The organism is Pseudonocardia ammonioxydans (assembly GCF_900115005.1).
GTDB lineage: Bacteria > Actinomycetota > Actinomycetes > Mycobacteriales > Pseudonocardiaceae > Pseudonocardia > Pseudonocardia ammonioxydans.
The window spans coordinates 1-20,806 of sequence record NZ_FOUY01000024.1 but is presented as its reverse complement, the minus strand read 5'-3'; the positions used below and the strand labels follow the sequence as shown (position 1 = coordinate 20,806).

18 protein-coding genes are annotated in these 20,806 nt (G+C 74.6%); 8 read left to right on the top strand and 10 right to left on the bottom strand.

Features of this window, described 5'->3' with window-relative positions; genetic code table 11:
• Positions 1–5: 5 nt before the first annotated feature.
• Complete coding sequence (mgtE, locus tag BM093_RS21515) at positions 6–1,397, top strand: magnesium transporter (RefSeq protein WP_093347787.1); 1,392 nt, start codon at positions 6–8, stop codon at positions 1,395–1,397.
• Between the two features lie 16 nt (positions 1,398–1,413).
• On the opposite strand, the gene BM093_RS21510 is transcribed toward mgtE, so the two are convergent.
• Both BM093_RS21510 and BM093_RS21505 read right to left on the bottom strand, forming a co-directional pair.
• Positions 1,414–2,148: a GAF and ANTAR domain-containing protein gene (locus BM093_RS21510; RefSeq protein WP_093347784.1), complete on the bottom strand. Its 735-nt coding sequence runs from the start codon at positions 2,146–2,148 to the stop codon at positions 1,414–1,416.
• Positions 2,149–2,295: 147 nt separating this feature from the next.
• Positions 2,296–2,805: an FBP domain-containing protein gene (locus tag BM093_RS21505; protein ID WP_093347781.1), complete on the bottom strand. Its 510-nt coding sequence runs from the start codon at positions 2,803–2,805 to the stop codon at positions 2,296–2,298.
• A 128-nt stretch (positions 2,806–2,933) separates the two neighbouring features.
• Here BM093_RS21505 and BM093_RS21500 point away from each other — a divergent pair, with 128 nt between their 5' ends.
• Entirely contained in the window at positions 2,934–3,368 is a 435-nt protein-coding gene (locus tag BM093_RS21500; protein WP_143105468.1) for a TroA family protein, read from the top strand.
• Positions 3,369–3,401: 33 nt separating this feature from the next.
• Here BM093_RS21500 and BM093_RS21495 read toward each other — a convergent pair whose 3' ends face one another.
• Both BM093_RS21495 and BM093_RS21490 read right to left on the bottom strand, forming a co-directional pair.
• Positions 3,402–4,190: an ABC transporter permease gene (locus BM093_RS21495; protein ID WP_093347770.1), complete on the bottom strand. Its 789-nt coding sequence runs from the start codon at positions 4,188–4,190 to the stop codon at positions 3,402–3,404.
• Complete coding sequence (locus tag BM093_RS21490; RefSeq protein WP_093347769.1) at positions 4,190–5,245, bottom strand: ABC transporter ATP-binding protein; 1,056 nt, start codon at positions 5,243–5,245, stop codon at positions 4,190–4,192. Before BM093_RS21490 ends, BM093_RS21495 begins: the two co-directional genes overlap by 1 nt.
• Positions 5,246–5,327: 82 nt before the next feature.
• Here BM093_RS21490 and BM093_RS21485 point away from each other — a divergent pair, with 82 nt between their 5' ends.
• Together BM093_RS21485 and guaA are read left to right on the top strand one after the other, a co-directional pair.
• The gene (locus BM093_RS21485; protein ID WP_245773690.1) at positions 5,328–6,098 is read left to right on the top strand and encodes a TetR/AcrR family transcriptional regulator; all 771 of its coding nucleotides are present in this window, start codon (positions 5,328–5,330) and stop codon (positions 6,096–6,098) included.
• 78 nt (positions 6,099–6,176) lie between these two features.
• Positions 6,177–7,736, top strand: coding sequence for a glutamine-hydrolyzing GMP synthase (gene guaA / locus BM093_RS21480; protein WP_093347768.1), 1,560 nt, complete (start codon positions 6,177–6,179; stop codon positions 7,734–7,736).
• A gap of 142 nt (positions 7,737–7,878) precedes the next feature.
• Here guaA and BM093_RS21475 read toward each other — a convergent pair whose 3' ends face one another.
• Together BM093_RS21475 and BM093_RS21470 are read right to left on the bottom strand one after the other, a co-directional pair.
• On the bottom strand, positions 7,879–8,091 hold the full coding sequence (locus BM093_RS21475; RefSeq protein WP_093348074.1) for a hypothetical protein: 213 nt from the start codon (positions 8,089–8,091) through the stop codon (positions 7,879–7,881).
• A gap of 54 nt (positions 8,092–8,145) precedes the next feature.
• Positions 8,146–9,432, bottom strand: a complete 1,287-nt coding sequence (locus tag BM093_RS21470; RefSeq protein WP_093347765.1) for a PspC domain-containing protein — start codon at positions 9,430–9,432, stop codon at positions 8,146–8,148.
• Between the two features lie 109 nt (positions 9,433–9,541).
• On the opposite strand from BM093_RS21470, the gene BM093_RS21465 reads away from it, so the two are divergent.
• A complete protein-coding gene (locus BM093_RS21465) occupies positions 9,542–11,287 on the top strand; it encodes a PspC domain-containing protein (protein ID WP_281248721.1) in 1,746 nt (581 codons plus the stop codon).
• On the top strand, positions 11,284–11,955 hold the full coding sequence (locus BM093_RS21460; protein ID WP_093347762.1) for a LuxR C-terminal-related transcriptional regulator: 672 nt from the start codon (positions 11,284–11,286) through the stop codon (positions 11,953–11,955). The genes BM093_RS21465 and BM093_RS21460 overlap by 4 nt, the downstream gene beginning before the upstream one ends.
• An 83-nt stretch (positions 11,956–12,038) precedes the next feature.
• Here the strand turns inward: BM093_RS21460 and BM093_RS21455 are convergent, their stop codons facing one another.
• Both BM093_RS21455 and BM093_RS21450 read right to left on the bottom strand, forming a co-directional pair.
• Complete coding sequence (locus tag BM093_RS21455) at positions 12,039–13,658, bottom strand: hypothetical protein (protein WP_093347755.1); 1,620 nt, start codon at positions 13,656–13,658, stop codon at positions 12,039–12,041.
• Between the two features lie 319 nt (positions 13,659–13,977).
• Positions 13,978–14,283 (bottom strand): chorismate mutase, encoded by a 306-nt coding sequence (locus BM093_RS21450; protein ID WP_218162864.1) that lies wholly within the window; start codon positions 14,281–14,283, stop codon positions 13,978–13,980.
• Between the two features lie 311 nt (positions 14,284–14,594).
• On the opposite strand from BM093_RS21450, the gene BM093_RS21445 reads away from it, so the two are divergent.
• Positions 14,595–17,066 carry a UvrD-helicase domain-containing protein gene (locus BM093_RS21445; protein WP_093348059.1) on the top strand — a complete coding sequence of 824 codons (2,472 nt, stop codon included), beginning with the start codon at positions 14,595–14,597 and terminating at the stop codon, positions 17,064–17,066.
• Between the two features lie 38 nt (positions 17,067–17,104).
• On the opposite strand, the gene BM093_RS21440 is transcribed toward BM093_RS21445, so the two are convergent.
• Both BM093_RS21440 and BM093_RS21435 read right to left on the bottom strand, forming a co-directional pair.
• Positions 17,105–17,734 carry a DUF1707 SHOCT-like domain-containing protein gene (locus BM093_RS21440; protein WP_093347750.1) on the bottom strand — a complete coding sequence of 210 codons (630 nt, stop codon included), beginning with the start codon at positions 17,732–17,734 and terminating at the stop codon, positions 17,105–17,107.
• A gap of 48 nt (positions 17,735–17,782) precedes the next feature.
• Positions 17,783–18,658, bottom strand: coding sequence for a M23 family metallopeptidase (locus BM093_RS21435; RefSeq protein WP_245773689.1), 876 nt, complete (start codon positions 18,656–18,658; stop codon positions 17,783–17,785).
• 1,446 nt (positions 18,659–20,104) lie between these two features.
• Here BM093_RS21435 and BM093_RS21430 point away from each other — a divergent pair.
• On the top strand, positions 20,105–20,806 hold a 702-nt coding region (locus BM093_RS21430), incomplete at its 3' end, for an ATP-grasp domain-containing protein (protein WP_281248720.1).

The following is a 20,806-nucleotide window of genomic DNA, read 5'->3' as shown; positions in this document are numbered from 1 at the left end:
GGGACATGGACGCGAGGAGCACGACGCCGTCCGCAGCAGACCGGTCGGCGGCCGACCGGGCCGAGCAGCTCACCGGCCTGCTGGGTCGCGCCCTGGCCGACGGCGATGTCGCCGCGGTCGCCGCCCGGGCGGGAGAGCTGAGCCCGCGCGACCTGGCCGAGACGCTCGCCCGCTGCGACTCCGCCGATGCCGGGGTGCTGTTCCGCCTGCTGGACAAGGACACCGCGGCATCGGTGTTCGAGGAGATCGACGCGGTCAGTGCCCGCCGGGTGCTCGACGGCATGCGCGAGGAACGGGTCGCCGAGCTCGTCGAGGGGCTCGACCCGGACGACCGCGCCCGGCTGATCGGCGAGATGCCCGCGTCGGTGGCCCACCGCGTCCTCGCGGGGCTGGCCCCCGACCGGCGCCGGGCCACCGCCGCGCTGCTCGGGTACCCCGCCGGGTCCGCGGGCCGGCTGATGACGCCCGAGGTCGTGAGCCTGCACGCCGGTGGCACCGTGACCGAGGCACTGGCCCGGGTGCGCCGGGTCGGCGGCCCCGCCGAGACCGTCTACACACTGCCGGTCGTCGGCCCGGGCCGGCGGCTCGAGGGGGTGGTGACCCTGCGCGAGCTGGTGCTCAGCCCGCCCGACACCCCGCTCGACGAGCTCGTCGACACCGGGGCCCCGTGGGTGCGGGCCACCGCCACCGGCGAGGAGGCCGCGCGCCTGCTCGGCGGCTCCGACCGGATCGCGCTGCCGGTGGTCGACGACGAACGGCGGCTGCTCGGCCTGGTCACGATCGACGACGCCGTCACCGAGCTCGAGCGCGCCGACTCCGAGGACGTCGCCCGCCAGTCCGGGGCCGCGCCGTGGGCGGGGCACTACATGACCGTCGGCGTGCTGTCGCTGGCCCGCTCCCGGATCGTGTGGTTGCTGCTGCTCCTGGTCGCCGCCACGCTGACGGTGAACGTTCTGCAGTACTTCGAGGACGTCCTCGCTCAGGTGACCGCCCTGGCGTTGTTCGTCCCGCTGCTGATCGGCACCGGGGGCAATGCCGGCGCCCAGGCCGCCACGGCCAGCGTCCGCGCGCTCGCGGTCGGCGAGGTGCGGCCCTCGGACGTGCTCGCGGTGATGTGGCGCGAGGCCCGGGTGGGTGCCGTCCTGGGCGCGATGCTGGCGGTCGCCGGACTGGTGATCGGGACCGCGCTGGTCGGCGCGCGGATCGCGCTCGTCGTCGGGCTCTCGCTGGTCGCGATCTGCGCCTGGGCCGCGACCATCGGGGCGACGATGCCGCTGGTCGCCCGGCGGCTCGGGATCGACCCCGCGGTGGTCTCCGCCCCCGCGGTGACCACCCTGGTCGACGCCACCGGGCTGGTCATCTACTTCAGCGTGGCGCAGCTCGTGCTGCAGTTCTAGAGCGGCGCCTGCCCGGCTACCCGAGCCCCGCCGCGCGGGTGGCGCCGCGGTTCTCGACCAGCCACCGGGCGACGGCGACCAGCTTCATGTTCGTGTCCTGCGAGGAGCGGGCGAGCATGGCGAACGCCCGGTCCTCGTCCACGTCGAACCGTTCCTGCAGGATCCCCTTCGCCTGGCCGATCAGGTCCCGCGTCTCCAGGGCCGTGTGCAGGTGGGACGCATTGTGCGCGCCGTAGAGCAGCACGGCCGCCTGCAGGCCGAACAGCCCGGCCAGCATCCGCGCGGACTCGTCGAACGCGTCCGGCCGGTGCGAGTACAGGTTGAGCGCGGCGTACAGGCCGTCGCGGGTCGCGAGCTGGGTCGACAGCAGGGACCGGAAACCGCGCTCGACGGCCTCCGGGGCGAAGCGTGGCCAGCGCCGCGTGCACTCGTCCGAGGCGAGGTCGGGCGCGTAGACCAGGCCGTCCTCCGGCGGGTTCTCGGCGGCGGTGATGCAGGGGCCCTCACCGAGCCGGGACTGCAGCTCGTCGAGACCGTGGAGCTCGTCGCCCGTGGGGTGCCTCGACGAGACCCGCGAGTTCTGGGTGACGGTCAGGCCGCCGACGTCGGCGCCGGGCACCGTCCGGACGGCCGACTGCACGATCGCCGAGACCGTCTCCTCGAGGTCGTGGTGGTCCCGCCGGCGCACCATGTCCCGCGCCACGCGGTCCAGGCTCTTCAGGAGCAGCGCCCCGTCGTCGCCGTCCGGCATCCGCACTCCGTCCCATCCGAGTCCGCGGGCCCGCACCACGGCGCCATGCTGCGCAGCCGGGCCGTACCGCAGGGTCTACCACTGTCGTCCTGCGGATAAACGCTGCCGGCCCGGTCCGGCCCCGCGGAGGCAAGAGGTCCGCTCCGCTCAGCCGGCCGGGGCCGGCGCCGCGCCGGTGACCGTCGCGACGAACTCCGCCGCCCGTTCCTGCAGGCCCGTGCGGCGCTCGTCCACGGTCGTCCCCGGCGTGGGCCGCAGTGCCGCGGTCGCGTGCTCCTGGCGCACGTGCTCGGCGCAGGCGAGGTCGGCGCAGATGTAGGTACCGACGGTGTCGCCCTGGCGGCCCTTGGAGCCGGCACGGGCGGCGGCGAACAGCGCCACTCCGCCGACCGAGTGGGTGGTCCGGCACAGCGCGCACATGGCGGCGGCCCGGGTCCGGCCGGCCGCGGCGCGCAGCACGATCCCCACCGGCCCGTCCGCGGTCGGCACGAGCAGCACGCCCCGTTCCGGCGCCTTCGGGTCGCGCCAGCCCGCGACGTCGTCGAGCTGGTCGGGGTCGAGCTCGCGGACCGCGGCGGGCAGCACCATCCGGGACGCCTCGCCCCGGGAACAGTTCGCCATGGCCCGACGGATCCGGGTCTCACTCGGTCTGGTCACGGCGCAGGACGGTAGGTGCACCGGGCGCCTGCGGCCATCGGATTCCCGCGTGCCGGAGATCCGCACGCCGTCCGGGCCCGGGCATGATGGTCCTCAGCCGCCGTGCCGCAGCCGAGGAGGAGCACCGGATGAACCGACCCACCGCCGGGTCCGCCATGGGAGGTGGACGCGCGTTCGTCGACGCGACCGGGACGCCGGTGCCGCTGCGCGGGCCGATCACCCAGGTCGTCGCGACGGACCCGGACGTCGGTGCGCTGCTGCTGGAGCTGGGTGCACGGGTCGTGGGCTGCGCCGGCGAGCTCGACGGCGTCGGCCCGGTCGGTGGCGACCGTGCTCCCGACCCCGGCGCGGTGGCCGAGGCGCGCCCGGACGCGATCGTCACCGGGGTCGTGGACGGCGGCACCCACGACCTCGCCGACCCCGCCGTGCTCCCGCGGCTGCGCGAGGTCGCGCCGGTCGTCGCCGTCGACCTGGGGCGGCGGGCGGCCTCCGCCGCCGACCTGCGTGCCCTGCTCGGGGCGGTCCAGCCGCCCCCGCACCGCTCCCGCGGCCGGCACGAGTAGGACCGAGTCCGATCCGGGTGCCGGCCGCGGCACTCAGGCGGTCGCCCCGCGGATCGCGCGGATGCCGACGGCCAGTCCGACCGCGGCCGTGACGACGGCGGCGACGAAGCCGTTCAGCACCGCCGGGTCGGCGAGGGTCCCGGAGAACAGGGCCCGCTCGGCGTCCACGACGTAGGTCAGCGGGTTGACCAGGGACGCGACCCGCATCCACTCCGGGCCGGTCTCCAGCGGCAGCATCATCCCGGACAGGATCAGCAGCGGGAACAGCAGCGACTGCTGCACCGCCCAGAAGATCCACTCGGTCCTGCGGGCGGCGATCGCGAGCGCGTAGGACAGCGCCCCCACCCCGACCCCGAAGACGCCGAGCAGGACCAGCCCGACCAGCACGTGCAGCGGGTACAGCGCGAAGCCGAACGGCACCGCGACCAGCGTGACGATGGCGGCCTGCACGACCAGCGGCGTCAGTTCCTTGAGCGCCCGCCCGACCATCAGCGACGACCGCGCCAGTGGCGTCGCCAGCATCCGCTCGAACGCCCCGGTCATGATCTCGAACTGCAGGTTGGCGCCGGTCATCGAGGTCCCGAACATCGTGATCATGACGATGACCCCGGGCAGGAACCACTGCAGCGACGACCCGCCGAACATCCCGCCGTCGCCCGCGAGCCCGGACAGCAGCGGCCCGAACAGGCCCAGGAACACCAGCGGCTGGACCAGGCTGAAGATCAGCGAGAACGGGTCCCGGACGATCGTGAGCGTCTCCCGCCACCACACGTTGCGGATGTCGGTGAGGACCCCGGTGGACCGGGGGGCCAGGACGGTCATCAGGCTTCCCCCTCGCGCAGGCTGCGGCCGGTCAGGTGCAGGAAGACGTCGTCGAGCGTGGGCCGCCGGGACTCGGCGGCCAGCACCTCGATCCCCGCGTCGCGCAGCTCGCCCAGCAGCGGGGGCAGCGCGTGCGCGGCCGCGGCGACCCCGATGGTGAGCGCCCGGCCGTCCGGGGCGGCGTGCTCCTCGATCTCCCGTTCTGCCCTGCTCGGATCTGGGCCGTCCGGTTCCGGGCCGCCCCGGCTGTCGTCGTCCGTGGCGCCGGCGGCGACGGCTCCGGCGGGCACGGCGGCGCCCACCCGGGCGAGCACCGCGCGGGCCGCGGGGACGTCGGCCGCGGCGACGGTCACGGTCAGCCGGTCACCGGCCCGCTCGGCCTTGAGCCGCTCGGCGGTGTCGTCGGCGATCACCAGCCCGTGATCGATGATCACCACCCGTTCGGCCATCGCGTCGGCCTCGTCGAGGTAGTGGGTGGTCAGCACGATCGTCGTCCCGTGCTCGGCACGGATGCGCAGGATGTGCTCCCACAGGTTCGCCCGGTTCTGCGGGTCCATGCCGGTCGAGGGCTCGTCGAGGAACAGCAGGCGCGGCGAGTGGACCAGGCCGAGCGCGATGTCCAGGCGGCGCTTCTGCCCGCCGGAGAGCGTGCTGACCTTGCGCATCCCCAGCCTGCCCAGGTCCAGGGTGTGCAGCAGCCGCTCGGTGTTCGCGGCCGCCTCGGCCCGGGACAGGCCGTAGAACCGGCCCTGCAGGAGCAGCTCGTCGCGGACCCGGTAGTTGTGCCCGGCGCCGTCCTTCTGGCCGATGTAGCCGATCCGCCTGCGCACCTCGGCCGGGTGTGCGGCGACGTCGAGGCCGGCGACCTCGGCGCGCCCGGAGCTGGGCGGCAGCAGGCTGGTGAGCATCCGCAGCGTCGTCGACTTCCCCGCGCCGTTCGGGCCGAGGAAGGCGACCAGCTCGCCGGCGGCGACGTCGAGGTCGATGCCCCGCACCGCCTCGACGGTCTCGTTCCCGACCCGGAAGTGCCGGGTCAGTGCTTCGGTGTGGATCAACAAGAGTCCTCTCGCCGTACGCTGTACCGAGTGGCGAGGCGATACAGTACGCCGTACGGGGAGAAAGTGCGAGGGAGTTTCGGTGTCAGATCAGGAGCACGTGGCCGGGCCGGAGCAGTGGGGCACCCCCGAGGGCCGGGCGATGATCGAACTGCTCTGGGACCCGCCGCCGCCCGCGCGCCGCGGGCCGCGCCAGCGGTTGACCCTGGACCAGGTCGTCGAGGCCGGGATGGCCGTCGCGGCCCGGTCGGTCGACGAGCTGTCCATGCGCAAGGTCGCCCAGGAGCTCGGCGTCGGCGCGATGAGCCTCTACACCTACGTGCCGGGCCGCGACGAGCTGTTCGAGCTGATGATCGACCGCGCCTGGGCGGGCCGGAAGCTGCCGGACACCGGGCTGCCGTGGCGTGCGCAGGCGGAGTTCCACGCGCACGAGGCCTGGCGGATGTACCGCGAGCACCCGTGGCTGATCAGCTCGAACCTCTGGCGGATGCCGCTGGGCCCGCACGTGCTCGACGTCCAGGAGGACCTGTACCGGGTGATGCTGCTGACCGGGCTGGCCCCGGGGACCGTCGTCCGGTCGGCGGGGCTGATCGAGTCGCACGTCTTCGGCACGGCCCGGGCGGCGATCACCGACACCTCGCTGGCCGCGCGTACCGGGGTCACCCAGGACGACTACTACTCGTCGCGGGCGGGTTTCTGGGGCACCTACTACAGCGAGGAACGGTTCCCGACCATGCTCACGCTGTGGAACGCCGGCGGGTTCGACGAGGCCGCCGACGCCGAGTACCCCGAGGGCGACTGGGAGTTCGGCCTCCGGCTGATCCTGGACGGCATCGAGCGGCTCGCGGCCTGACGGCGGCGGCACGTCCCGGCGGGGTGGCTGCCCGGTACGGCCACACGGTGACCGGCGTCGCGTCGTTACCCTGGTCGCGTGCAGACCCCGACCGTCCTCGTCGTGGACTACGGCGCCCAGTACGCGCAGCTGATCGCCCGCCGGGTGCGCGAGGCGGACGTGTACTCCGAGATCGTCCCGTCGTCCACGCCCGTGTCCGAGATCGTCGCCCGCGAGCCCGCCGCCGTGATCCTGTCCGGCGGCCCGGCCAGCGTCTACGCCGAGGGCGCCCCGGAGCTCGACCCGGCGCTGTTCGAGGCGGGCATCCCGGTCTTCGGCATGTGCTACGGCTTCCAGGCGATGGCCCGGGCGCTCGGCGGCGAGGTCGCGCCGGACGGCACCCGCGAGTACGGCCGGACCGAGATCGCGCTCTCGGACACCCCGGGGACGCTGCACGAGGGCCTGCCGGGCACGCACCCGGTCTGGATGAGCCACGGCGACTCGGTGACCGCCGCGCCCGCGGGTTTCACGGTGACCGCGTCGTCGGACCGGGTCGCGGTCGCCGCGTTCGAGGACACCGGCCGCCGCCTCGCCGGCGTCCAGTACCACCCGGAGGTCGGCCACTCCCCGCACGGCCAGGAGGTGCTGCGGCGGTTCCTGCACGACGTCGCGGGCATCACCCCGAACTGGACGACGGCGTCGATCATCGACGAGACCGTCGCGGCGGTCCGGGAACAGATCGGCGACGGGCACGCGATCTGCGGGCTCTCCGGCGGTGTCGACTCGGCGGTTGCGGCCGCGATCGTGCAGCGGGCGATCGGCGACCGGCTGACCTGCGTGTTCGTCGACCACGGGCTGCTGCGGGCCGGTGAGCGCGAGCAGGTGGAGAAGGACTTCGTCGCGGCCACCGGGGCGAAGCTGCACACCGTCGACGCCGCCGACCGGTTCCTGGACGCGCTCGCCGGGGTCACCGACCCCGAGCAGAAGCGCAAGATCATCGGCCGGGAGTTCATCCGGGTCTTCGAGGCCGCGACCGCCGAGGTCGTCGCCGACCACCACGTCGGGTTCCTGGTGCAGGGCACGCTCTACCCGGACGTCGTCGAGTCGGGCGGAGCGTCCGGCACCGGTCAGACCGCCACGATCAAGAGCCACCACAACGTCGGCGGCCTGCCCGACGACATCGAGTTCGCGCTGGTCGAGCCGCTGCGCGCGCTGTTCAAGGACGAGGTCCGCACTGTCGGTGCCGAGCTCGGCCTGCCCGAGGTCATCGTGCGGCGGCAGCCGTTCCCCGGCCCCGGCCTGGGCATCCGGATCATCGGCGAAGTCACCCGGGACCGGCTGGAGACGCTGCGGGCGGCCGATGCGATCGCCCGCGAGGAACTGAGCGCGGCCGGCCTGGACGAGGAGATCTGGCAGTGCCCGGTGGTCCTGCTGGCCGACGTCCGCTCGGTCGGGGTGCAGGGCGACGGCCGCACCTACGGCCACCCCATCGTCCTGCGGCCGGTGTCCAGCGAGGACGCCATGACCGCGGACTGGACCCGGCTGCCCTACGACGTCCTCGAGCGGATCTCGACCCGGATCACGAACGAGGTCTCCGAGGTCAACCGGGTCGTGCTCGACGTGACGAGCAAGCCGCCGGGCACCATCGAGTGGGAGTGACGTGAATCGGGGCGGGGCCGGTCATACCGGCCCCGCCCCGCTCCCGCCCGGGTCCAGCGCCCGACCCCCGTCGGGGCGCGACCGCTCGGGCGGCGCGGACGTCGGCGACGCTCCCCAGCCCGCCGGCGTCCGTGTTGCCTCCTTAGTCGTCCGACGGGGCCCGGGAGTTACGCAGGCTCGCCGCCAGGAAGACGATGCCGGCCACGACGGCCGTTCCGGCGAGCAGCCAGCGGATGTCGACGACCTCCCACGGGCCCGTGCCGGTGATGCCGGCCGCGGCGACCAGCAGCGCGAGGATGCCCACCACCAGCGTGATGACGTCCGGGCGGCGCTTCCGGGTCTCGTTGTCAGCCATGATGTTCACTCCGCAAGCTCCGTTCAGCGCCGATGTTCACTCCGCAAGCTCCGTTCATCCACGCTGCACCTCCACCGCTCCCATCTCCGACCGCAGGTCGAGCTCCAGGACCCGCCCGCCGGGACCGTCCGGGCCGGGGTCGGTGACCACCAGGCTCGGGTCCTGCCCGGTCCGCGACTGCCCGTCGATCGTCACGTCACCGAACCCGGCCGATCCGTGGACCCGCAGGTCGGCGTTCTCCGGTACCCGCACGGAGACCACACCGGCTCCGATCTCCGCCCGGGTGCGGACCGGGCCCTCGGCGCCCGGCTGGGCGGTCAGGTCGAGCCGGGTCAGGTCCAGCTCGATGGCCCCGGTGCCGCGCCGGTACTCCGGCGCCAGCTGGGCCGCCGTGGCCGGGGACTCCTCGATCGGGCCGAACCCGCCGCGCACCGCCCAGCCGTCCGGTCCGAGTGCGCCGTTGAGCAGCGTCGTCATCCCGGTGACCAGCGCCAGCACCACGGCGAACGGGATGAGCCAGCGCCCGGCGCGCCGGAACGCCCCGATCAGCAGCCCGACCCCGACCACGGCCAGCGCGGCCCCGGGGACCGCGGACGCCGGCAGCACACCCGGTGCGGTCAGCGCGACGACCCCGACCATCCCGGCGACGACGAGGGCGACCGCGAGCGTCACCGGTGTCAGCTTCGAACGCGGGGGCGCCGGCGGGGCCGGCTCCGGGCCGGGCTCGGGCAGGTCCCAGGCGAACGGCGCGACCCCGAGCGGGTCCCAGGCCGGTGGTGTCCGGACCGGCTCGGCCCGGGCGTGCAGCGGCGGGACCGGCGCGGTCGGTGCCGCCGGGGTGGCCGGTGGCTGCGGCGGGACGGCCCACGGTGCCGGCGCGGTCGGGGCGGCCGCCGCCTCCCGGCTGCCGGGCCGCGACCCGCGGGAGAGGTGCAACGCGACCAGCAGCCCCAGCGTCACGACCGTCGCGATCATCCGGTCGACCGGCATCACCAGCGGGATCGCGAGCAGGGCCGCGACGGTCAGCAGGACGACCGACAGTGCCGACGTCGTCCCGCTCCGGGCCGGTGCCGGCGCGCCGGGCGGACCGGCGTCGGGCAGCACGGCGCACCCCGCCAGGTAGAGCGGCAGTCCCGGGCCGGTGACCGCGGCGACGACGAAACCGACCCGCACCAGGGTCGGGTCCAGGTCGTAGCGGCGGGCGACGGCGGCGGCGACCCCGGCGAGCTTGCGGTCGTCGCGCGGTCGCAGCGGCCGGGAGTCCCACATGTCGCGCAGGGTGTCCATGCCCTGCGCGGCGACTCGCTGTGTCCCCGGCTCCGGGGCCCCCGTTCCGTTCATGGTGACCAGCCTGCCCCGCGCCGCCGCCCCGCGGTCTCGGGGACAACCCTGAGACACCCCTGGAAGGAAACCGGAGGGGGACCGTCGCGACGCGTGTGACCATGGACCCGTGAACAGCCCGAACCCATCCGTGCACGGGGCGCCCCCCGGGAACCGGGACGGCGCGTCGTGGTGGACGCGCTCGCGCACCGCACGCCTGCGGTCGGGGGGCCCGGCGTGCGCCACCGAGGTCGTCGACGACCCCGGTGCGACGACCGCGCCCGTCCGCTCCGCGGACCCCGGTGACGACCGTGCCCCCGACGGCGCGGAGGCGGGCACGGGTGGCACGGCCCCGGACGGCACAGCCCCGGCGGGCACAGCCCAGGACGGCGCAGCCCCGCAGGGCACAGCCCCGGCGCGCACAGCCCAGGAGGGCACAACCCCGGACGGCACGGCCCAGGAGGGCACAGCCCCCGAGGGCACCGCCCCGGGGAGTGCGGGAACGAGGCACGACGCGGCCGGTGACTCCGCGGAGGAGTCCTCGGACGGCGGACCGGACACCACGGCGTCGGAGGACGCGACCGCGGACCAGCCCCCGGCGGGGGCAGGGACCGCACCCGTCGACCGCCCCGGCGCCCCGGCCCGGGCCCCGCTCGCCCGGCGCCGGTCCGGCCGGATGCTCGGCGGGGTCGCCGGCGGCGTGGCCGACCACCTCGGTGTCGACGCCCGGTGGGCGCGGGCCGCGTTCGTCGTCCTGACGTTCCTGGGCTGGGCCGGCGTGCTGGCCTACGGCCTGCTGTGGGTGTTCGTCCGGCAGGAAGAGGACACCGGGGTCGAGCGCACGGTCACCCGCTCCGAGCGGCTGCAGGCGGCCGGTCTGCTCACCCTCGGCCTGGGGCTCTCGCTCGTCGCGGCCACGTCCGGGTCGACGGTGCTCGGCTGGATCGCCGGGCCGCTGGGGCTGGCCACGGTGGGCGCCGCGGTCGTCTGGCGGGAGGCCGACGAGGCGCAGCGCAGGCGGTGGGCCCGCGACGCCCGCACGCGCGTCGTCGGGGGACGCGCGGCGCTGCTGCGGACGTTCCTCGGCGCCGCCCTGGTCATGACCGGGCTGATGGTGTTCCTGCTCGGACAGCTCGACCTCGGCCAGGTCCGGTTCGGGATCCTGGCCGCGCTCGCGACCCTGCTCGGTGTCGTCGTGCTGACCGTGCCGTGGTGGATGCGGCTGGTCCGGGACCTCGGCGAGGAGCGACGGGCCCGCGCGGTCGAGGCGGAACGCATGGAGATCGCCGCGCACCTGCACGACTCGGTCCTGCAGACGCTGGCGCTGATCCAGCGCCAGGCCTCCGACTCCCGCGAGGTGCAGCGGCTGGCCCGCGGTCAGGAACGCGAGCTGCGGGCCTGGCTCTACGGCCCGGACGGCCGCGCGCGGGGCGGCGACGGTCACGGGGCCACGACCGAGACGACGCTGTCCGCGGCGATCACCCGGGTCGCCGGGGAGGTGGAGGACACCTACGCCGTCACCGTCGGGCCGGTGCTGGTCGGTGACGCCGAGCTCGACGCCGACCTGCGTGCCCTGGTGCTCGCGGCGCGGGAGGCTATGGTCAACGCGGCGAAGCACTCCGGTACCTCCGACGTGGACGTCTACGTGGAGGTGGAGCAGGCCTCCGACGAGGGGCCCGGCACGGCCGAGGTGTTCGTCCGGGACCGGGGCCGCGGTTTCGACCCGGATTCGGTGGACGGCGACCGGCACGGTCTGGCCGACTCGATCCACGCACGGATGAACCGGCACGGCGGCACGGTCCGGATCCGCACGGCTGCGGGCGAGGGGACCGAGGTACGGCTGTCGATGCCGCTGGCAGAGGGGGAGACCGCATGAACGACGAGGCGCCGATCCGGGTCTACCTGGTCGACGACCACGCGCTGTTCCGGTCCGGCGTACGTGCCGAGCTGGACCGCGGCGACGGGCGCACGCCGGTCGTCGAGGTGATCGGCGAGGCCGGCTCGGTGGACGAGGCGGTCGCCGGCATCGGGCACCTCGTCCCGGACGTCGTGCTGCTGGACGTACACCTGCCCGGCGGTGGCGGGGCCGAGATCCTGCGCCGCGCGCGGGCGGCCGGCACCGAGTCGGTGTTCCTGGCGCTGTCGGTCTCCGACGCGGGGGAGGACGTCATCAGCGTCATCCGGGCCGGTGCGCGCGGCTACGTCACGAAGACGATCTCGGGGCGGGACCTGGCGGACGCGGTGCGCCGGGTCCGGGTCGGGGACGCGGTGTTCTCGCCGCGCCTGGCCGGGTTCGTGCTCGACGCCTTCTCCGACCGTCCGGGCGCGGCGCCGCCGGTGGACCCGGAGGTGGACCAGCTGACCAAGCGAGAGCGCGACGTGCTGCGGCTGCTGGCCCGGGGCTACGCCTACAAGGAGATCGCCGGGGAGCTGTTCATCTCGGTGAAGACGGTGGAGACGCACGTGTCCAGCGTGCTGCGCAAGACGCAGACGTCGAACCGGCACGAACTGTCCCGCTGGGCCACCGACCGGAGGCTTGTGTAGGTCGCCCCGCGACCGGAACGGGCGTCGGCCCGGACCCGTGGTGATCGGGCCCGGGCCGACGCCCGTTCGTGGTTCCGGCGGACTCAGCTGTCGCCGTCGTCGCTGCTCTCGCTGCTGCTGCCGTCGGCGCTGCTGCTGCTGTCGCTGTCGCTGCCGCCGCTCGTGCGGTCGCTGCGGCTCTCGTCGCTGCTGCCGCTGCCACCGGAAGCACTGCTGCTCTGGCTGTCGTTGCTGTTCTTGCCGCCGCCCAGCAGGGAGCCGGCGCCCTTCGTGACACCGCCGAGCACCCCGCCGACCGGCTCGGTCACGGTCGACACGACCCCGCCGACCGGCTCGGTGACGGTGTTCAGCGTCTTCCCGACCGGCTTCGTGACGCCGTCCAGCGGCCCGGAGGCGCGGGACTCCCCGGACTCCGAACCCGAGTCCGAGCCGGACGTCGAGTCCGAGGAACCCGACTTCTTCTTCGCCGAGGTGTCGAGCAGCCCAGTGACGGGCTCGGCGGCGTCCAGGATCGGGCCGGTCAGCGGCTTGGTCGCACCGAGCACCGGCTCGGTGACCGGGGACAGCGCGCCGAGGACCGGCGTGGTGACGGGCTCGAGGGTGTCGGTCAGCGGCCGGGTCACGGGCTTGACGGCGTCGGTCACCGGGGACACCGCGGAGGTCAGCGGGGAGGCGACCCCGCCGACGGTCTCGCCGACCGGGGCGGCGGCCTGCGCGACCGGCGAGGCGATGCGGCCCACGGTCGAGCCGAGCGGCCGGGTGTTCTCCGTGACGTCCTGCAGGGGGCCGGTGCTGGTCCCGCCCGCGGACGGGGCGCGGGCGTCGAGCGGCTCGATGAGGTTCCCGGCCGGTGCGCGGTCCGGGTTGTTCACGGCCTGGACGACCCCGAGTCCGCCGAGCGGGGAGCCGGTGCCGGTGGCGCCGGTCCCGGCGGTGCTCGGAGCGCCGGACCCGGCGTCGGCCGGGTCGGACGAGACGGACCCGGTCCCGCTCCCGGAGCCGGTGGACGGTGCGGGCGTCACGGGCGTGCGCTGTGCGGGGATCGCGGCGGCGGCGCCGGAGCCGGCGCTGGTCGAGACCTGACGCAGCGCACCCGCGGCGGAGGAGGACTGCTGCGGGAACGCGACGTCCATCCAGTCGGTCGCGCCGGGCGCCGTCGTCGGCAGCTCCGGCAGCGGGGAGGCGAGGGCGACGTTCGCCGGGAGGTACTGACCCGGCAGCGTCTCCGGTGTGTCGGCGGCCGCGGGCAGGCCGATCCCGGGGAACAGCCCGTCGGCGGCGGCCTGGGCGTCGGAGTCGTGCGAGGTGGCGCCGTTGTAGAGGGCGGCGCCCAGCACCGAGCCCGCGGCGACGAGCGCACCGGCGACGGCCCCGGCCCGCCGGCGACCGGACGTCGGCCGGGCGGGCCAGCCCTGGGACCGGTCGGCCTGGTCGCCGGGCCGCGGCAGGTCGATGTCCGGCCAGCCACCCGGCGCGCCGGCGGCGGGCACGTCGGCCGGGACGGGAGCGACGGGCGCACGGCCCTCGCGGCGCAGCAGATCGCCGACGGACAGCACGGGGCCGGTCATCGGCCCTGCGCCGTGGCGGGCATCGCCCGAGCCGGCCGTGTTGCGGGCCAGCAGTTCGGCGACGCTCACCGTCTCGTCGGGCCCGGTGGCGCCGGGGGAGCCGGGGAGCGGGGCGCCGGTGGGAGTGTCGGTCACGGCCGCACGTCCTCCTTCGGGGTCGTCTCGACCGGGAAAGGTCTACCCGAAGCCGGGGCGATCCCCAAGTGATCACCCTCCGCTCGTCGCACATCACTCGTTCGAGTGGTATCCGTTCGTCGGGCGTATCCGACCGTTCGCCCTGCTCGTTACCGGTTCAGGCAACCCCTGTACGACGACGACGGGTCGAAAGTCCCAGGTCGGACATGCGCTGCGTGTACGCCCCGTCACACCCCGTGGGGTTCGCACGAATCGACGAGCGGTCCCCCGTTTTCCCGGCGCACACGGTGAGCGGTGCGCGGCAGTGGTGGTACCGCGCTCACCGGCTCCCGAGGCGTCCGCGGCCGAGGCGCAGCAGCATCATCGCGAGTTCGCGGCCCTCCGGCCCGAGCGCGGCGAACCGGTCGAGCACCGCCATCTCCCGGCTGTAGACGATGCGCGGGCCGCCCGCGGCCATGCGCGCGGCACCGATCCGCTTCGAGACCTCGGTCCGGCGCAGGATCGCGTCGAGGATCTCGGCGTCGAGCCGGTCGATCTCCGTGCGGAGCTCGTCGATCTCGGAGTCCGCGCCGTTGGGCAGCGCGTCTCCGGTGTTCCCGGTGGCCGCCGTGTTTCCGGCGTTCACGGTGTTTCCGGCGTTCACGGTGCTTCCCACGGGGTTGCTCACGGTCCTGGTCTCCTCGTCTCGGTCGTGCGTGGCCTGCCGTGGACCGAGGACGTGTGAGCGCCCCGGGTCCACCGGACTCCGGGGCGTGCTGGTCGATCTGTGCTCAGACGGTCTGTGCTCAGACGGGGTGCGCAGCGGGTGCCGGAGTCCGGGACCCGTAGCGAAATCGCCCGTCGGTGTGCACGCGGCCGAGTGTAGACCCCGTCCGCCGGTGTTCCACCGACGCCGGAGCAGGAGTGTCGGACCTCGCGCGTACCGTGTTGCTCGCGATGAGTGCGCTGTTCGAACTCCCCGGTACGAGCCCGGAGGGCGTCACCGCCCCCGAGCCGAAGACCTCGCGTGGCCGCCGGCTGCTCGAGGGCCTCAACGACCGGCAGCGGGAGGCCGTGGCCCACGCGGGAACCCCGCTGCTCATCGTCGCGGGCGCGGGTTCGGGCAAGACGCGGGTGCTCACCCACCGCATCGGCTGGCTGCTCGCCGAACGCGGGGTACACCCCGGCGAGATCATGTCGATCACCTTCACGAACAAGGCCGCGGCCGAGATGAAGGAACGGGTCGACGCGCTCGTCGGCCGCCGCTCCGGCCCGATGTGGGTGTCGACCTTCCACTCCATGTGCGTGCGCATCCTGCGCCGCGAGGCCAAGCACCTGGGCGTGCGCAGCGCGTTCTCGGTGTACGACGCCGACGACTCCCGCCGGCTGGTCGGCATCGTCGGGCGCGACCTGGAGCTCGACCCGAAGAAGTTCGCGCCGCGCGCGCTCGCCGCCCAGATCTCGAACCTGAAGAACGAGCTGCTCTCCCCGGAGGACGCGGCCGACCGGGCCGGCACCGATCACGAGCGGCGCATCGCCGAGGTCTACGGCCTCTACCAGGCCCGGCTGCGGCAGGCGAACGCGTTCGACTTCGACGACCTGATCATGGAGACGGTCTCGCTGCTGGACCGGATGCCCGCCGTCGCGGAGTACTATCGGCGCCGGTTCCGGCACGTGCTCGTCGACGAGTACCAGGACACCAACCACGCGCAGTACGAGCTGGTCCGCCAGTTGGTCCGGCCGGCCACGGCCGAGGCGCAGCCGGCCGAGCTGTGCGTCGTCGGCGACTCCGACCAGTCGATCTACGCGTTCCGCGGTGCGAACATCCGCAACATCATCGAGTTCGAGCAGGACTTCCCGGACGCGCGGACGATCCTGCTCGAGCAGAACTACCGCTCCAGCCAGACCATCCTGTCCGCGGCGAACGCGGTGATCGCCCGCAACCCCGAGCGCCGGGACAAGCGGCTGTGGTCCGACGCGGGCGACGGCCAGAAGCTCGTCGGTTACGTCGCCGACAACGAGCACGACGAGGCGTCGTTCGTCGCGAAGGAGATCGACCGGCTCGTCGACTCGGGGGAGTACCGCAACAGCGACATCGCGGTCTTCTACCGGACCAACAACCAGTCCCGGGTCTTCGAGGACGTGTTCCTGCGCGTCGGGCTGCCCTACCGGGTCGTCGGCGGCGTCCGGTTCTACGAGCGGCGCGAGATCCGCGACGCGCTGGCCTACCTGCGGGTGCTGTCCAACCCGGAGGACACGGTCAGCCTGCGCCGCATCCTCAACGTGCCCAAGCGCGGCATCGGTGACCGGGCCGAGGCGGTGGTGGCGGAGTACGCCGAGCGGGAGCGCACGTCGTTCGCCCGCGCGTTGCGCACCGCCGCCGAGGAGCCGGAGAAGGTACCGGCACTGGCGACTCGCTCCCAGAAGAACATCGCCGGGTTCGTCCGGATGCTCGACGAGCTGCGCGAACTCGTCGACCGCGGCGAGGACACGGCCGAGATCCTGGAGGCCGTCTACGGCCGCACCGGGTACACCGAGGAGCTGCAGGCCTCCGAGGACCCGCAGGACGGGACCCGGATGGACAACCTCGCCGAGCTGGTCACCGTCGCCCGCGAGTTCGCCGGCGACGCCGCGGTGGCCGACCTGACCGCGCTCTCCACCGACCCGGAGGTCGCCGGCGGCGCGATCGGGTCCGGGACCGCTCCCACCGGGGATACCGAGGACGACCTGCCCGCCGAGGGGCCCGGCAGCGACGACGCCGACTTCGCCCCCGAACCCGGCTCGCTCGCCGCATTCCTGGAGCGGGTCGCGCTGGTGGCGGACGCCGACTCCATCCCCGACGACGACTCCGGCCTGGTCACCCTGATGACCCTGCACACCGCGAAGGGCCTGGAGTTCCCGGTGGTCTTCCTGTGCGGCTGGGAGGACGGGATCTTCCCGCACATGCGCACGCTGGGTGACCCGAAGGAGCTCGCCGAGGAGCGACGCCTGGCCTATGTCGGCATCACCCGGGCCGAGCAGCGGCTGTACCTGTCCCGCGCGATCGTGCGGTCGGCGTTCGGGCAGCCGAGCACCAACCCGGCGTCCCGGTTCCTCGACGAGGTGCCTGCCGAGCTGACCGAGTGGCGGCGCACCGAGGAGCAGCTCGTCGCGGAGCGGCCGTCCGCGCCGGTCGGCCGGTTCGGCTTCGGCCGCCAGAGCGGGCGTGGGGGTGGCGACCGTGGCGACTGGAAGGTGCCCGAGCGCAGCCTGAACAACACCTCGCTGCAGCTCGACGTCGGTGACCGGGTCAACCACGACAAGTACGGCCTGGGAACGGTGATCGCGGCCGACGGCGTCGGTCCACGGGCGACGGTGACGATCGACTTCGGCTCGGGCGGCACGGTCCGGCTGATGCTGATCGGCGGCGTCCCGATGCAGAAGCTCTGACCCGACCCGACCTGGCCCCGTACCGCCCGGCAGCGCGGTCAGTCGTCGTCCGCCTCGCGCGGTTCGGCCGCGGCCTCGCTCTGCGTGAGGATGTCGGTGCTGCCGAACGCACCGTCGACGTCGACGGTGATCTCCCGGGCGCCGGTGCCGCTGCAGGCGGTCTCGCAGTCGGTCGAGCCGAACACCTTCCACCCGCCGGCGACGACCCGGGCGTCGTCGGGCACGACCACCCGGACGCTGCCGAACAGCACACCGACGTCGACCCGGTCGGCGGTCTCGGCGACCCCGATCGTGCGACTGCCGAACACGACCGTGCCGTCGTCACCGGAGAGCAGGTGTGAGCCGCCCCAGAGCACGGCGCCGAGCACGACGACCGTCCCGAGCGCGGACCCGGCGCGGCGCGCGAACTCGGTGACGGCCTCACGCACCGGGGTCTGTGCGGCGACCTCACCGGTCGCCTGCGCCTGCGCCTGCGCCGGCGCGCGGTCCGGGGGCAGGTCCGTGGTGAGCTCGGTGAGATCACCACGGGTGCGGGCCGCCCATGCTCGGGCGGCCCGTTCCTCGTACTCCTCGAGGCTCAGCCGGCCCTCACCGTGCGCGCGCTGCAGCCGGGCGTCGACCGCCCGGCGTTCCTCGTCCCCGACCCGGATGCTCCCGTCGTCCGCCACCGGGCCAGTCTTACCGGTCCGCGCGCGGCAGGGAACCGGATCTCGGACTCAGGCGTCCTGACCGCCGGTCGCGTGCGCGACGTCCAGGCCGCGCTGGATCAGCCACGGCAGCGGGTTGGTCTTGCTGCCGTCCGACTCCCAGATCTCCAGGTGCAGGTGCGGTCCGGTGGACTGGCCCCGGTTGCCGACCTCGGCGATCTCGTCACCGGCCCGGACCTCCTGGCCGACCTCGACCAGCGACCGGTTGATGTGGCCGTACACCGAACTGGTCCCGTCGGTGTGCTTGAGCACCACCCACATGCCGAAGCCGCTGGCGGGACCGGCCTTCTCCACGACACCGTCGGTGAGGGCGAAGATCGGGGTCCCGATCGGCGCGGCCAGGTCGATGCCGTAGTGCTGCACGCCCCAGCGCGCGCCGAACCCGGAGGTGAACCGGCCGGAGGTCGGCATGACCAGCGGGTCGCCGTCGTACACCACGGCCTTGGGCGCGCCGTGCGACATCGCCCCCGAGATCGCCCGCTCGACCTTGGCCGCCTTCTCCCCGAGCCGCGCGGCCTTGGTGATGCTCGCGACGTCGACCTCGGTGGTGTCGTCCAGGCTCGGCAGTGTCGCGGGCTGGACGAGCTGCTCGCCGCCGATCGCCGGGGTCGCGGTGGGCGCGGTGGTGTCGGCGGGCCGGGACTCGGTCGAGACCGGGAGCATCGCGGAGGCGGAGAGCTTGGCGTAGGACTCCTCGACCGAGGACTCGCCCGCGAGGCCGGGGATCCCGAGGGTCCCGGCGACCGTCTGCCCGGCCGCGACGAGCGCGCCACCGGCCGCGGCCGCGACCGTGACCCGGGCCCGCGACACGACCGGCGGAGTCTGCGGGAGCTGCTGCTCCCCGGCGGGGTGCGCCGTCGGGCGCGACCGGGACGCCGAGACCACCGGGCGCACCGGACGAGCCGTGGACGAGCCGTCGCGGTGCGGTGCGCGGTCGCCCGCCGCTCCGGCGGGACGGGCTTCCCCAGGACGAGTGTCGGAAGGACGTGCGTCGGCGGGCCGGGCCGAGCCGGGTCGAGCTCCGGCGGAACGGGCCTCGCCGGGTCGGGCCTCGGCAGGACGGGTATCGGCGGAACGGACCACGCCGGGGCGGGCCTCGCTGGGTCGGGCGTCGGCGGAACGGGTCGCGCCGGGTCTGGCGTCGGCGGGCCGGGCGCCGGCGTGGTGGAGGTCGCCGGGGTGGGCCGCGGTCGGACGGTCGGTGGTCCGGGGGTCCGGCCGGGTCGCCGGGCCTGCCGGTGGCACGTCGGAGCGGCGCGCGGGACCGGCGGACGGAACCGGGCGAGCCGGCGGGCCGGCCGGGTGGGCACCGGGCCTCCCCGGGCGGGTCGCGCCGAGCGGCCGCGGAGTGCGGTCGGGCCCGGACGGAGGCGCCGATCGGTGCGTCGGCGCGTACTGCGGGGCCCGTCCGGGGCCGGACGCAGGTGCCGTGCGGGTATGCGGTCCCGGGTGGCCCGGAGGCTGCCCGGGAGCCGGGATCGGACGGTCCTGCAGGGCCGCGGTCGGCCGTGATGCCCTGCGGTCGCCGGTCGACGGGTGGGCAGGCGGGAACGACGGCGGAGGCGCCGTGTTCCGGTGGCCGCCCGCGGCCGCAGGCACGTCGGGGTGCGTGCCGGGCCGGAGCTCCGGTCGGACGGCGCCGCTGGGGGAGCGGTGGCGCGCCAAGACCTGCCCTTCTGGTGTTCAGGTCGTCGCGGGCCGCTCGGCGGTGGTCATCGGAGTGGGGGCTCCGTCGGGGGTGACGCCGTTCGGGGGTTCGGCGCCGGCCACCGTGATCGGTCCGTGACGTGGACAACGCGACGGTAACCGCTGGCCCGTGGCAGGGCAACGGCGGCCTGCCGAGGCGGTCCGGGCGGTCGAAGATCATCGACAGCCGGTCGGATCGGCGCGCCGGAGGGGGTGGCTGCGAGGTCGCGCGGGTGGGCGGTCGTCCTCGCACGCCCGGCGCAGCGTGGCGGCCCGACGGGGCGTCGATGTCGCGGCGGGTGACCGCCACCGCGGTGGTCCGATCGGGTGGAGCGGGACGCGGTCCGCCGGGTCGTCCGACCTCCCCGGACGACGGTCCCGGCCCGGTGAGCCGGCTCACGATCGGTGGTCCGGCCGGGGTGCCCGGGTGGTGCGCGCCACTCGTCCGGCGCTTCTGAATCGAGCCGGAGCCCAGCGCTGCCCCAAAGGGGTGACAACGGTCACCAGGCCAGGTCAGGCCCGGTGCGGACGGCGTGGCTAGGCTCCCCGTCGCAGCACGACCGACGTCCGCGACGGCTGCCGCCCGCAGGAGCGGGGCGCGCCCCCGCAAGCCGGGATGGCCGCGCCGGTCGCGGCGAGAGCGAAGTGGAGCGGGAGAGCCGAGTGGACCTGTACGAGTACCAGGCGAAGGACCTCTTCGCCGCGCACGGAGTCCCGGTGCTGCCGGGCAGGACCGTGGACAACGCCGCCGACGCCGCGGCCGCAGCGTCCGAGCTGGGCACCGCCGTCGTGGTCAAGGCCCAGGTCAAGACCGGCGGCCGGGGCAAGGCCGGCGGTGTGAAGCTGGCCCAGAACGCCGACGAGACCAAGGAGAAGGCCGAGGCCATCCTCGGTCTGGACATCAAGGGCCACACGGTCCACCAGGTGCTGGTGACCGAGGCCAGCGACATCTCCGAGGAGTACTACTTCTCGTTCCTGCTGGACCGCTCGAACCGCACCTTCCTGGCCATGTGCTCGGCCGAGGGCGGCATGGAGATCGAGGAGCTGGCCGTCGAGCGCCCGGAGGCGCTGGCGCGCATCGCGATCGACCCGATCGCCGGTGTCGACAAGGCCAAGGCCGACGAGATCGTCGCCGCGGGCAAGATCCCGGCCGCGGTCGCGGACGAGGCCGCGAACGTGATCGTGAAGCTGTGGGAGACCTTCGTCGCCGAGGACGCGACCCTGGTCGAGGTCAACCCGCTGGTGCGCGACCCGCAGGACAAGGTGATCGCCCTCGACGGCAAGGTCACCCTGGACGAGAACGCCGCGTTCCGCCACGAGGCGCACGCCCAGCTGGTCGACGAGCGG